10 protein-coding genes are annotated in these 14,107 nt (G+C 35.6%); 3 read left to right on the top strand and 7 right to left on the bottom strand.

Annotated elements, in window-relative coordinates; translation table 11 throughout:
* Positions 1-257: 257 nt before the first annotated feature.
* From ESZ36_RS00150 to ESZ36_RS00135, 4 genes are read right to left on the bottom strand one after another with little or no spacing between them, the layout of a single operon-like run.
* Positions 258-2,213, bottom strand: coding sequence for an LTA synthase family protein (locus ESZ36_RS00150; protein WP_146781864.1), 1,956 nt, complete (start codon positions 2,211-2,213; stop codon positions 258-260).
* A gap of 39 nt (positions 2,214-2,252) precedes the next feature.
* Positions 2,253-2,618 (bottom strand): diacylglycerol kinase, encoded by a 366-nt coding sequence (locus ESZ36_RS00145; RefSeq protein WP_146781861.1) that lies wholly within the window; start codon positions 2,616-2,618, stop codon positions 2,253-2,255.
* Between the two features lie 16 nt (positions 2,619-2,634).
* Positions 2,635-3,354, bottom strand: a complete 720-nt coding sequence (locus tag ESZ36_RS00140) for a phosphatase PAP2 family protein (RefSeq protein WP_146781858.1) — start codon at positions 3,352-3,354, stop codon at positions 2,635-2,637.
* 2 nt (positions 3,355-3,356) lie between these two features.
* On the bottom strand, positions 3,357-5,000 hold the full coding sequence (locus tag ESZ36_RS00135) for a phosphoethanolamine transferase (RefSeq protein ID WP_146781855.1): 1,644 nt from the start codon (positions 4,998-5,000) through the stop codon (positions 3,357-3,359).
* Between the two features lie 175 nt (positions 5,001-5,175).
* On the opposite strand from ESZ36_RS00135, the gene ESZ36_RS00130 reads away from it, so the two are divergent.
* Positions 5,176-5,847, top strand: a complete 672-nt coding sequence (locus tag ESZ36_RS00130) for a response regulator transcription factor (protein WP_146781853.1) — start codon at positions 5,176-5,178, stop codon at positions 5,845-5,847.
* A 2-nt stretch (positions 5,848-5,849) separates the two neighbouring features.
* Entirely contained in the window at positions 5,850-7,142 is a 1,293-nt protein-coding gene (locus tag ESZ36_RS00125) for a sensor histidine kinase (protein ID WP_146781850.1), read from the top strand.
* Between the two features lie 138 nt (positions 7,143-7,280).
* Here the strand turns inward: ESZ36_RS00125 and ESZ36_RS00120 are convergent, their stop codons facing one another.
* Positions 7,281-8,723: a multicopper oxidase family protein gene (locus ESZ36_RS00120; RefSeq protein ID WP_146781847.1), complete on the bottom strand. Its 1,443-nt coding sequence runs from the start codon at positions 8,721-8,723 to the stop codon at positions 7,281-7,283.
* Positions 8,724-8,860: 137 nt separating this feature from the next.
* Here ESZ36_RS00120 and ESZ36_RS00115 point away from each other — a divergent pair, with 137 nt between their 5' ends.
* The gene (locus tag ESZ36_RS00115) at positions 8,861-9,379 is read left to right on the top strand and encodes a hypothetical protein (RefSeq protein ID WP_146781844.1); all 519 of its coding nucleotides are present in this window, start codon (positions 8,861-8,863) and stop codon (positions 9,377-9,379) included.
* A 396-nt stretch (positions 9,380-9,775) separates the two neighbouring features.
* Here ESZ36_RS00115 and ESZ36_RS00110 read toward each other — a convergent pair whose 3' ends face one another.
* Both ESZ36_RS00110 and ESZ36_RS00105 read right to left on the bottom strand, forming a co-directional pair.
* Positions 9,776-12,922: an efflux RND transporter permease subunit gene (locus ESZ36_RS00110; protein WP_146781841.1), complete on the bottom strand. Its 3,147-nt coding sequence runs from the start codon at positions 12,920-12,922 to the stop codon at positions 9,776-9,778.
* Entirely contained in the window at positions 12,922-14,040 is a 1,119-nt protein-coding gene (locus ESZ36_RS00105) for an efflux RND transporter periplasmic adaptor subunit (RefSeq protein WP_146781838.1), read from the bottom strand. The genes ESZ36_RS00110 and ESZ36_RS00105 overlap by 1 nt, the downstream gene beginning before the upstream one ends.
* Positions 14,041-14,107 lie beyond the last annotated feature (67 nt).

The raw sequence follows: 14,107 nt of genomic DNA, 5'->3' as shown, positions 1-14,107 counted from the left end.
TTGAGGAGCTACTGTAAGCTCATAGCCGCCAGTGATCTTCCATCTAAGAACGCTAACCTTTGCCACAACATAGTCTTTATTTGTTGTTTAAATTCATCCGTTCTAACGATCACTTTGATACGAGAGTGGATCTTAGCCTTTGCTTAGTTATCGGAACCTGATCCGTCAAAGAAGCCTACATGAAGTGTTAAACATATTAAAATAGAACGCTATAGTTCTTTGTACTCTTTAATTGATAATAGTTTTTCATATTACATTTAATTTTCCTCTCTTTCTATTTTGCTAGGTGGAACAGTATAAAGCCTTCTATCGTAGGCGATAGAACCAAAAAGTGCATGGGCCAACGCTTTTTCACCTAATTCAGGCAGTGATTTTGTCGGGGATAGCGTCTTAGATATAATATCCCACGACCAGTACGTAGCTTTCTTATTGGGTTGTAGGATTGTTACTTTTTTATCTTCCACGTAAGCGAAATTCTCGTGGTATTGCATCATGATACGCTCATTTGAGTACTCATTACTCAAATCTCTTCCTAACATTGGTGTTGCATCCTTTATCCCCAATAAAGATAACATGGTAACGGGTAAATCGATTTGACTCACAACTCTATTGTCTCTTTTGTTAGGAAAAGAACTATTCAATATGACAGCAGGAATATGAAATGCATTCAATGGCACTAAATCATGCCCAATGGTTCGACTATCATGATCTGCAACAATCAGAAATACCGTATCCTCCCAGAATGGCTGCTGCTTAGCTTCATTGATAAATTTACCTAAGGTAAAATCAGCATAGCGTATTGCCTTTTCTCGGCCACTTTCATCTTCAATAATCGGAATTTTATTTGCTGGTATTTCAAAAGGGGTATGATTACTCGAAGTAAAGATTAAACTAAAAAATGGTGAGTCCTTTTTATCAAGTGTATTAAGTTCCTTTATAGAATGGGAAAAGAGATCACCATCACTGGCGCCCCAAGAACCGACAAACTCAGGACTATCAATGTCATCAAAATCAACTATATCGGTAAAACCATTGCCTAGAAAAAAACTTTTCATGTTATCAAAATGACTTTCACCACCGTAAATAAATTGCGTTGCATAACCATTATTCTTTAACGTTTGTGCAATGGTGTAGAAATTACGTTGAGACTTATCGAGCTTGACTACAGATCTCGATGGCGTAGGCGTAAATCCAGTAATGACAGCTTCAATGCCTCTAACTGATCGAGTACCTGTTGCATACATTTGATTGAATGCCCAACCTTCGTTAATTAATTTATCAAGATTTGGCGTTAGACGCTGCCCCCCAAGAGCACCTACATGTTTTGCTCCAAGACTCTCTTCTAACACGATAACTAAATTTTTAGGTTTACCTTTGAAGTAAGGAGCGCGTTTTACTAGCGTAGGTATTTGAATAGTTGAAATATTATTATCAGCTATCAAGGTTGATTTTTTGACAAGCCTAAAAATGTTTTCTTCCGACATGTTTCCATACATTTTTGCCGCATTTTTTTCATCTCCAAACTGCTTTAAAGCAAAGGCAACACTGTACATTGAATTAAGAGTTAATGAATTAATAAGTGGATCATTTGAGAAGTAGACTAAGGAAGGGTTAATAGGTCTATGTCCGACGGTACCTCTAGCCGCAAGAATAGTTAGCATAATTATAGCAATCGAAGTAAGTAGCTTTGCATGTAATTTGAGTTCAACAATAGGTAATATTTTAGCAAATATCACTTTTTGAATTTTTAAGTAAATAATTGTAGATACTAGAACACCTACTAAGGTAAATATCATGGCAAAAAGGTGCCCTTCTAAAAGCATGCCAAATACTTCTTTTGGAAAACTAAGGTATTCTATAAATAGCCTATTAGGCCTAGTACTGTATTGAACAATAAATTCTACGGTGGCAAATTCAAAAAAAGCAAATAATACGAAAATTAATAAAAAGTAAGCTTTTAAAAAGATGAACCAGTATTTATTAATTTTTACGTTTGTCGCCACTACGCAATGTAATAATAAAGGGATAGCCAGTAGATAAGCTAAAGAAGATATATCAATTCTTATACCGTTTATCAAGACTGCCAAGAAGTCGCCAATATTTGTTATTATCTCTTGTTGCCATAGCATTAACAGGCAGCGCCAAGCTGCTAAAAAAAACAATACTGATAAAGTGTAGGCAGCAAAAGGCCTGAATAGCTTGATAGCTTTCATATTTATCTCTCTGGATTAAATTAGGGAATGTGTTCGCGTTTATAAAACGAGGGCTTTTAGCCAAATGAGTATTGCAGCAATCAGACTAAGCATTACGGCAAGAGAGCCTAAATCTTTTGCAAGGCCTGATAGTGGGTGATGTTCAAGGCCGACTCTGTCCACAACGGCTTCAATTGCCGTATTAACAACTTCGGCAAATAACACCAGTATTAAGGCTAGCCATAAGGTTATTTGCTCGGTTAAGCTAATATTAAGAAAAAATGTAAAAATAAAAAGCACAACTGACAGTACAGTTTCCTGCTTAAATGCGGCTTCGTTTTTTATTAACCACTTAAACGCTCTGAGTGAGTGACCTGTTGCCAAATATACCCGCTTTAGCCCCGTTGCTTTACCTTGATAGTTCATAATAAATCTCTGTTATTTATTGTTCGAATTGATTGTTTGAATTGATAATTGAAAAAGTAATGAATTGTTGAACTAACGCGGCTACAGTGCAGATTAATAGCCATGCCAACCCCATTGTAATTAACGTATGGCTAATAAAGTGATCGCCAATTATCATTTTGTAGCTCCCCATTAATCCTCCTATAGAAGTTGCAAAAACAATGGCAACTTTTTGATTTTTTTTTGTAGTAAAAATAAAAAACAAAGACAGCAAAGCAAAGCCTCCACTGGCATGCCCAGCGGGAAAACATTTTTGGTTCTTTGATGGAGTCTTGTTTGGGGGGTATGAAGCTAAAACTTTGATATAGGGGATCTCTCCTCCATAATTGTCTAGCGCAACGGGACAAGCAGAATTTGTTGTCGCTTTTAAAAATCCAATAACAGAAGGCACGATAATTAAAGATAATAAAACAATAACAAGACCCTTTTTATGCCGGGTAACTAGATTCCGTTTACGAAAAAACAGTAGTGAAATAATGATACCTAGTGCAAAAAATGCCAGAGCAATTTTTGGTGCATCATAGAGAAATAGCTTTAATACATGCTCTTTTTTTGACCATAACCAAACGTCTTTAACGTTATCGTAAAAGTAATCTTGTATCGTAATATCTAGGTTAGTTAGTTCAAATAAACTAAAAACTAAAACCAAATAAATAACACTCAGTAAAATGTGCTTAGTTAAATTAATATTATTCATCACTATTCGACTTCAGTGCTATGGCTAGTGGACTCACTTGCTAGTAGTGTTTCTTTTTTAGGAAATAAAAGAGGGTAAGGTGAGCTGCTATTTGCTAGAGATATATCAAAAAGATCGATTAATGAGTAAGACAGAGAATCATGAGTTAACGCTTGCTGACTAAAATCATTACTCATATCTCTACTGAGACTTGAATCAACGCCAAACCAAGCAACCATGGGAACATGGGTTTGATTTTTTGGCGCAATAAAATAAGGTAACCCGTGTAAATAAACGCCATTTTCACCTAAGGATTCACCATGATCACTGACATACAGCATAGTTGTATCGTAAGTAGGATTATTCTTTTCTAAAAACTTGATTGTTTCATTGAGGAAAAAATCGGTATAAACGATAGCATTATCGTAGGCATTTATAATTTCTTGTTGACTACATTGTGATAATTCATTGGTTTGACAAGCAGGCTGGAAAACTTCAAATTGTTTTGGGTAACGCTTGTAATAGGCGGGCCCATGATTACCCATTTGGTGTAAAACAATTACGGTGTCACCCGTATTTTCTGCAAGATAAGTATCTAAACCGGCCAGCATGCCAATGTCACGGCATTCAATATCGCAAACTGTATTAGCTTTATTTGATTTAAAATCTTGATAGTTGACTCTGTCAGCTACACCTTTTGAACTAGAGTTATTATCACGCCACAAAACATTTACATTAGCCTTCGCTAAAATATCTAAAGCATTTTCTTTATTTTTGGCTTCACTGACATCAAAGTTGTCTTTACCATCAAAAGAAAACATACAAGGTACTGAAATCGCGGTTGAAGTTCCGCATGACGAGTAATTACTATAATTGATAATATCATCACGTTTACTAAGCAAAGGGGTTGTTGCGCGTTGATATTGGTTTAATTGAAAGTTGGTTGCCCTGACAGTTTCACCTACCACAACAATCACTAATTTGTCTTTTATTCTATTGGTGGTCTTTTTGGTAAAGTCATAAGTTGTTAGTTCGGATAAATCTTCACTTTTAAAGTGAGAGTTTATAAAAAAACCAAATGAGTACACAGGATAAATAGGGTTAAGATAATACCGTAGTGGTTTATGCTCTCTAAAAAATGTAGTGAAATGACTGCTGAAGGTTGCCAACATTAAGGAAATGCAAACCATTGAAAAGAACAATAACTTAGACTTTTGAATAATAGTGGCTTTTAAAGGTTGCTGTGGCAGCTCGATAAAATATAAAAATAAAGAAGGCAATAAGAAGCATAGAAATATTCTAATAAACATAGTCACAGAAAATAAATCGAACGCTTCATCTGTGTTTGTTTCAAATAGGCTTTGGACCATGACATCATCAATAATAACGCCAAAGCTATCAACAAAATAACCAGCACTTGCTGAAACAAAAAGTAAAATAGCAAGCGCTACTTTGGTTGGCATAATCAGAGAAAGTAGCGTGGCTAAAATAACAATAACAAAAATAGCGACTATAGATAATGCGATTAAAAAGCCTAAATTGTCATTTACAGGATAAACAAAACTTACTTGTTCTAGGAAACTTGAATTCCCTAGAAAGAAAATAAATAATGTTATAAAAATCACCAAAAAGTGAAATTTAAGTTTGATTGTTGGCAGGGTTGTCATTTAATTCGAATACCATTATTACTAAAACTGGTATCGATTTTATAGTCCCGTAAGTCGCTAAAATGTATGTGACATTTATGTGACATTTATCTGGCTATAATATGACTGAAATAACGATAAACGCTAGTCAATGATAAATAAGTGTTTATTGCGAATTGATTTATTTAGGTGTTATATGAAATTACTATTAATTGAGGACCATATTGAAATATCGAAAGTTATATTCGAATATTTTGAAATTAAAGGATACGATCTTGATTACGCAAGCAATGGTGAAATGGGGTTAGACTTAGCCAATAATAATCAATATGACTTCATTATTTTAGATATTATGCTCCCAGGAATAGATGGCTTAACTGTTTGTAAAAAGCTAAGAAGCCAAGGTATTGATACTCCAATACTTATGCTCACAGCAAGAGATGAAAAAGAGGACATATTGAATGGTTTTGATAGTGGTGCCGATGACTATTTAATTAAGCCATTTGATCTACATATACTAGAAGCTAGAATTAAAGCTATCTATCAACGTAATATGGGAACACTGGGTTGTAGAACATTATCTTTTGAAGGCTTAAGCTTAGATATTAAAACCCATACGGCAACTCGTGGTGAATGTACTTTTCAGCTTAATAATGCGCAATTTATTTTATTAAAGCTATTAATGCTTAAAGCACCTGATGTTGTAACGCGAGACGAAGTGATTAGAGAGATTTGGGGAAATGATTCGCCAGATGAAGATTTATTAAGAAATCATGTGTATCGGCTAAGAGCATTAATCGATAAGCCATTTAAAAACACTTATATCAAAACCTTGCCTAAAGTTGGGTATCAACTTAAGAGTGAATAAAATTGAAAAAATTATACCCTGCAAAATTTATCACTATCTTTTATTTTTCATTAATCGCGATTGCGCTTGTTACCATTCACTTTTCAGTTTATGAATTTACTACCGGTGATTTAGAGCATCTTTACACTACTAATCGATTAGACAAAATTGAAAGCTATACCAGCGACTATCTGTCAGATAAATCAATTAAAGGGATGACAAGCCTTGATTTGCAACCTAGAGGTAGCACAATCCTTGATGAAAACATTGTTTTATACTTTACTTCTGAAATGTTACCTCTGGGTTTTCCGAAGTTTGAAGAGATTCCATTTGATGAAGTAATAGAAATAAGATCAGCAAGTGACCATCAAGCTTATTTTGTCAGTAAAAGTAAACTTGATACATTGGACGGAAAAGTAGATGTTTATTTTTTAGTCGGTAATAGTTTATTCGAATTAAGTGAAAAGCAGCTATTTTCCTTACATACTAAACAAATAATAATATCAATCTCCTTGTTAACTCTAACATTATTTGCTGTATTTAAAATATCGACAAAATTAACCAATCCTATCTCCCATTTAGTTAAGACGCTTTCTACTAGTTCTTCTGATAATTTGTCACCTATTCCTATTACTGAAGAAGTCTCAACAATCGAACTAGCAAAGCTTATTAACACATTTAATGAGTATCAAGAACGAATAAAAGCATCGATGGAAAGGGAGCGTTCTTTTAATCGTTACGCTAGCCATGAGCTCCGATCTCCGCTAATGGTGATGACAGGAGCAATTAATATACTTGAAACCACTTCCGATACAAAAGTGGTTTCTAGACAACGAGAGCGATTAAAAAAAGCAATTAAAGAAATGGCCGAGTTTGTGGAAACATTGCTTAGTTTAACTAAATCTAAAACGACTATTGAGTCAACCGCTCGTTTAATTGATAAAGAAGAAATAACTAATATTGTGTTAAGTCATGAGTATTTAATCAGTAATAAAGAAGTAAGTTGGCGAGTGAATATTCAAGGTAGCATAACAATTCTTATGCCCGAATTTGCCTTTCATATATTGCTTGGAAATATTATTAAGAACGCCTTTGCTTATACCCAATACGGGGAAATTGTTATTAACGTAATGCCTACTTATATTGAGGTTTTAGATACGGGCAAGGGAATTAATGGTGAAAATATAAGAGAATCTGCAGATGGCTATGGTTTAGGCTTATTGTTGGTTAAAGATATCTGTCATAGATATGGGTGGACATTTACTTTAGATAACAATTTGCAAAACGGATGTACAGCCAAAGTTGAGTTTGGCTGATTAAATAATTGAAAATCAGCAGGAAGAAGTAGAACAAATATACTTTTCAATACGGTTGATTGAATTGACTGTATTTTCACAAGAACACTAACAATAAGTTGAATATTGTTAGTGTTCTTGTGAATATTTTTGACATTATTACGCGACAGTAAATTGTCCCATCATACCCATATCCTCATGTTCAAGCATATGACAGTGGTACATAAATGGAGCTGTTCTATCAGCTGTTTTATTTATTTTAACCAGAATTTCTACTGGACGCTTACCACTAATAATAATGGTGTCTTTCCAACCTTTTTCCCATAATGGAACTTCTGAATTATCACGGTTAATGACTAAGAAAGAGCATCCATGAACATGAAATGTATGTCTAGCTCCTTTTCCGAAAATTCGCCAGACCTCAGTAATACCCAGAGGTACTTGCTCGTCAATAACTTGCATATTCATTTTTTTGCCGTTAATTGTCATATTTTCGCTTAATTTAAACGTTCGAGTTACATTATTTTTTTGATTAAGTGCTTTTGGAACATTCGCGAGGACAGTTGGTAATAGAGCTTGCGAGTTATCATAAGTATTTAAATCTGCAACCAGTGATAAAATGTTTCTATTTCCTACCATTAAATCTAGCTGTTGATTTTGGTTCATATTTAGCATAATTTCATATCGCTCTCCAGGGCCTATAGGTAAAGAGGTTGTTGAAACAGGTTCACTAAGTAAGCCGCCATCACTAGCTATAACATAAAATTGTTGTTGATTGCTAAAAGACAAACTATCCCCACGCTCATAAAACCTAGCGTTAGAGCCGTTAAGAATACGAAGCCGAATCCACCCTAAAGGAACAGATACATCAGGTTGAATTTGACCGTTTACTAAGATGCTGTCACCAAGGTAGCCTCTTTTACCATAAGATTTTTGCGCGTCGTACTGAATTGAACCATCAGTATTAAAAGACTTGTCTTGAATAATAATAGGGAAATCGTTCACTCCATAACTTCGGGGTAGATTAGGTAATGAATTGATTTCTTCGGGATCTTGTATAATGATTAGTCCCGCCAAGCCTTTAATGACTTGTTCACCTGTATTTCCATGAGGGTGAGGGTGATACCAGTGAGTCCCTGCGGGCTGATCTATTTCTAATACATTAGTTCTCGATTTTCCAGGCAATATCCTCGATTGAGGGCCACCATCATTCATACCCGAAACATGTAAGCCATGTTGATGAGCGGTAGTTTCGACACCTAATTCATTAATAAAATTTAAAGACGATGTCATATTTCGTTCCATCAATAGAGTCGGCCCTAATAACCCAAGAGAATCTACTGCCGTATTATAGCTATATGTATTAGTCAGTGTAGAGTCAAGAATATTTGCTTCACTATTCCTGATCCAGATATCAGTGGTTGTATTTCTTGTATCGATTAAAGGAGGTACAAACAGCTTGTTATTTGTAGTTAAGTTTTTTGGTATTGGGGGATTGGCACCTATTGAAGTTTTACCTTTATTTTTTCCACCACACCCTAAAACAATTAAAGATAGAGAACCCAACGAGACGTTTTTAACAAAATTTCTTCTACTAATCACTTAAAAATCCTAGTTTGGAATAAACTGAGTCTAGATAATAAATGTGTAAGTGTAATAAAAAAGTGTGTCACATTTTTGAGACACATAACATAGTAAAATCAGATGTCTTTAAATTGATAATGGAAATAATAGAAATAATGATGGAATATAAAATTGTTCTCGTAGCAGTATGCACAACACTGATTATGGGCAGCTCAATAGCAAAGGAAGCTGAAGTTAATAGCCAAGAAAAAGTCAAGTATTCAAAGCACTGGCTTTTAGATGAAGGAGATAAAACAAAAAGGATTAACAAGTTAGAAACGTACCTTAGAGGGTTTGATCAACCTATGCTGGAAGTTGGCCAAAGATATGAAAGTCTTTACCAAGCATTACAAGACGAAAATTATGATTTTGCGGCATATCAATGGAAGAAAATTAAAAAAACTATTGATAATGGTCTTATGAAACGACCCGCTAGACGGAAAAGTGCAGACCTTTTTTTACTTAATCAAACATGGAAAGAAGTATTTGATAATATTATGAGTAAGGATAAAAGCATCGCATGGAAGGGCTTTGATAAAGCAACTGTAGCTTGTTTGTCATGTCATGCAGCTGAGGGGGTTAGCTTTGTGAATAATCAGCCATTGTTTAGGTTGAGAGTTAACGACAAAAAATAATTTTATTAAAACTAACTCGTCATTTTGATTGATTTCCTTCTGCAATGAGATCTTTACCAGTTTAACAATGAATGAGCGCTTTGGTGGCTTTGTTCACACTCAGACTGGCAAAAAGCCATCATCAAAAGTCCCATATACTCATCTGTGGGGAACGTCCGCTATCGTATCAAAGTGATCATTAAGCTATGTGATTTTGACCTATAAAATAGGTCTTCAATGCGGAAAGTGATGGTTAGTTTCTATCTCACTGTGGGGCACAAAGCGAGTTAGGAGTGTAATCATAATTTGGAATTATCTATGCTCAAAATCGATGGAGCCCCATAAAGGTAATAATTATACAGATCGATATGATGCGAGGCGTTAGAGTCTAATATTAATTGCTATAGATAGACTTAGCTATTTCTCACCTAATAATACTGACTTAGGCATATTTAAACTTGTTAGTAATTTATCATTCACCTCTTGCGCTTTTAATTGCTCTGACAAAGTAAACATTGCCGGGCTTAATAATAAAATAGTGGCAATAGAAAATACTGACCCAAAACTTAAACTAATTACCATAGGTACTAAATATAGCGCCTGTGTTGACGTTTCAAATAGCATAGGAAATAAACCTGCGGCTGTTGTTACTGCCGTTAATACGACAGGTCTGAACCGATTCAATGATGCTTCTATTACCGCATTTTTATAATCCATACCGTCCTTTATCAAGGTTTTAACTTTAAGTAGCAAAACAAATGAACCATTAATGACTAAACCCGATAGCGCAATCATGCCAAATAAGCTCATTACACTAAACGAATAACCCATAACAATATGCCCTAATATGGCGGCGGCTAAGCAAAAGGGAATAATAAGTAGCACTAGAAAGGCATCAAGATAATTTCTAAAAATTATCGCTAACATGGCGAAAATAAGAGCAAATGCTAGGCCTATTCCTTCTATTATTCCTGAATTAACTTTCGACTCAATTCGCGCCTCACCACCAAGTTCTACATCAAGTTCAGGATACTTAGCGCTTAACTTTGTTAATAAGTCGTCTTCGACGGTATTGAGTATTAAGGAAGCACTGGCTACTTGGCGTAATATACTGGCGGTAACTTCTACCAGTTGAATACCATCAACACGGTTAATACTTGTGGCAGCCTTAGTCGTGGTAATATTAGCAACTTGTCCTAATTCAACCATATCCCCGTTAGGCGCAGTGATGATTAATTGACTGAGTTGATTAGCATAATACTGCTGACTTCTTTGCATCATCACCCTTACTTTTATTTCATCACCGGCAACGATTTGACGAATAGCTTCTCCGCCAAAAAAGCGCAACCGAATTAACTCTCCTAAATTATCACTGGTAAAGCCAAGGTTTTCCCCCAAAGGTGTTGGCGTAAGGTTATATTGGAGTTTGCCATCCATAAGCGCGCTATCAATGTCAGTAACCCCTGATATTCTATTGAGTCCCCTCATTAATTCATTAGCAGCTAAGGCTAATATTTCAGCATTTTTGTGACCTAACTCGATCACAAGCTCTTTACCTCCACCTGGACCTACTTGATAGTCAAAGAAAATAGATTTCACTCCAGGGACATCACCAATATTGGTTCGCCATCGATCAACAAAATCCTTTGCGGTGAAAGATCTTTGATCATCAGGGACAATCATAAAGGTAGATGAACCACTATTAGAGCCGATATCTTGCATACGAAAAGTATAATCGTCTTGCCCATTAAGGCTTTCAATAGATTTTATTCCAGCACGTTCTATATAATTAATAATGGCAATTTTATCTTTTAACGGCGCGCCCGTGGGGAATTCAACTTCGGCATCTATACGAGTAGATTCAATTTTAGGTACAAAACTTGAGTCTACTCGTCCACTATAAACCCATGAAAATACTAAAGTAGCGAGCGATATAAAGATGATGATTACCGTAACAGGGTTATTACAACTGGCGCGTAGCCAACGAGCATAAACCTTATTTTTAAAGGTATCAAAGCGTTTGAAACAATACCCTTGAACGTTAGATATAGCATGAAAGCGCATCGGCTTATCAATATGTCTTAAATGTAGGGGGAGAATCAATAATGCTTCAATAAGAGAGACAATAAAAATAGCAAAAATTAGTAAAGTCATAGGTTTATACATAACACCCAGTTCGCCGGGCACATAAAGCAATGGAATAAATGCAATAATATTGGTTGCCACAGAAAATACCACAGGTAATGTCATTTCTTTTACCCCTTCTTTAAGGGCAACATCCATAGTGATACCTTGCTGTACTTTCAGGTAGATGTTTTCGGCAACAATGACAGCATCATCTACCAGAATTCCTAAGGTAATAACAAAAGCAAAGAGCGTTATCATGTTGATAGGAATACCAAGGATGGGCATAAGGCCTAAAGTGCCAACAATCGAAATAGGGATGCCCATACTGACCCAAAAAGCTAATCTTAAATCAAGAAAAAGTGATAGGACGAAGATGACCAATAGCATACCAATAAGTCCGTTACTGGTTAATAAGTTAATACGTTGGCTAAAAGGTTTCGACGCATCTTGCAGAATGGTTAAGGTTAAGCCCTGTGGAATTTTTGATTGGTATTCAGTGATAAAGTCCTGAATATCACTGCTTATATCTATCGGTTTACTACTTTTGTTTTGATAAACCTTTAACTCTAATGCTGCTTCAGCGTTAACGTTGAACGGCCTTTTTTGCCCTTGAAAACTATCACTAATCGTTGCAATTTCAGCGAGTGTAACTCTGTTGCCACTGTTGTCATTAATAATCGTTATCTCTGAAAACTGCTCAAATAACTCTTTTCGACCCAAGGTTCGAATTAAAATCTCACCACCTTGAGTATTAATGCTTCCCGCAGGTACATCAGTCACTGAGGCTTTCACTTTGGCTAACACTTGCGCTAATGTGAGCTGATATTGGCGTAATTTTTCTTGATTCAGTTCAATTACTACCTCCGGGGAACGTGCCCCTTGGATATCAATCTTTGCTAAATTAAGTGCGTCTAGCATGTTCTGTTTTAGCTGAGTTGCTTCACGATAGAGCTGTAATTCAGATAAATTTCCATGGAGTCCAATTTCAACAATACTGTCCAGTTCTTCGACAAAAGTAACGGTTGGATTTTCCATTTCAACGGGAAAGCTATTAATACCGTCGATACTATTTTTTACTTGAGACAATACCGTGTCAGGGTTAACGCCTTCAATTAACGCCAAGGTGATTTCAGCAGAGCCTTCATAGGCATTGGCATTTATTCGATCAATATTAGGATTGTCTCTTAACTGATGTTCAATGCTTAAAATGATACCTTGCTCAATATCTTTGGGCGTAGCTCCGGGGTAACTTGCTGCTATTAATATTTCATCAATTTGAAAAGAAGGGCTACTTTCTTGGTTGATGCTGTCAAACGACAATAATCCCAGAATAATAATTGCAAAGGTTAATAAACTGGAGGCAATAGGGTTATTAATCATCCAAATGGAAGGTACTGATAGCATACTATTATTTGATCTTACGTTCTTTTGAGTCATTACAAAACTCCCGAAACAATATTAGCGATCATGCCTTCCTTTGCACCTGTTATTGCACTAGTAACGACAGATTCACCTTCGACAATATTATTATTAACGATGGCATAGCCTTCGTTTTGCCAAATAATTTTAGCATCTCTTGCCGATAATTTTTTGTTTTGATCTACAATCCAGAAAATATCATCATCAATCGAGCTCAGTGGAAGTTTAATGGTGTTTTTTTGTGGTATTAACGTTAATTCTGCGGCAATGAACTCGCCCAATATGAACGATTTTCTTGGGTTGCTAATACTCAAATAAACTTGCTGTAATTGACTACTATCGTGTAATTTTGACGACAATTGTGTGATTAATGCAGGATAATTTTTATGACTATCACTTGAAATATTAACTTGTTGGTTAATTGTTAGTAGTGTTGCAACATTACTAGGTACCGCGAGTGAGACACGTAGTTGTGAAAGTTGTGCTAACTCTCCCAAACTGTCGCCTTTGTTAACATAACTTCCTTGATAAATTACTTTCGTTAATACGGTGAAGTCACTATTACTGACAACGGTACATCTTTGCAGGTTTTTTTTAGCAAGATTGACATTACTTTGTGCGATAGTAACATTCGCTTTTGCTGTCTCTAATTGTGGTTGACGTAACATCAGCGCTTTTTGTAGAACAATGTTTTCGCTGCTGAAATCATCAATAATTTGTTGATACTCTCTTTCTGCAACTTTTTGCTCTCCGAGTTCAAGTTGTAAGTTCGCTTGTGCTATTTTCAAATCACTTGTACGTTGGTTTAACTTGTGCTGATAATCACTGTCATCTATTTGATAAATTATATCGCCTTCTACAAGTTGGCCACCCTCAATAAATGCTTTATTAACATACTTTATTTCTCCTTCAACTTGAGCAGTCAATAATAAAAGGTGAGGGGATTCAATTATCCCAAAGGCTTGATAGCTGGGTGTAAATTCTTGTGGCGATACATCTATAACACTCACCGATAATACTTTTTCTGTTTGTGCAGATAACTCTTGGACAGGAGCCGTAGCTAAAATGGTGGCAGAGCTAATAAGTGTGACTAAGGCGACTATTGCTGTTTTTAGCTTGAAATTGAAATTATTCATGCGGTGATCCAGTGTATTGTGGTGGTGGATAGTAGGATTAAAGTAATAAAATATTATAATGCTGCTG

It is taken from the genome of Colwellia demingiae (genome assembly GCF_007954275.1).
Taxonomy (GTDB): Bacteria; Pseudomonadota; Gammaproteobacteria; order Enterobacterales; family Alteromonadaceae; genus Colwellia; species Colwellia demingiae.
This window is presented reverse-complemented; position numbering and strand designations above follow the sequence as displayed.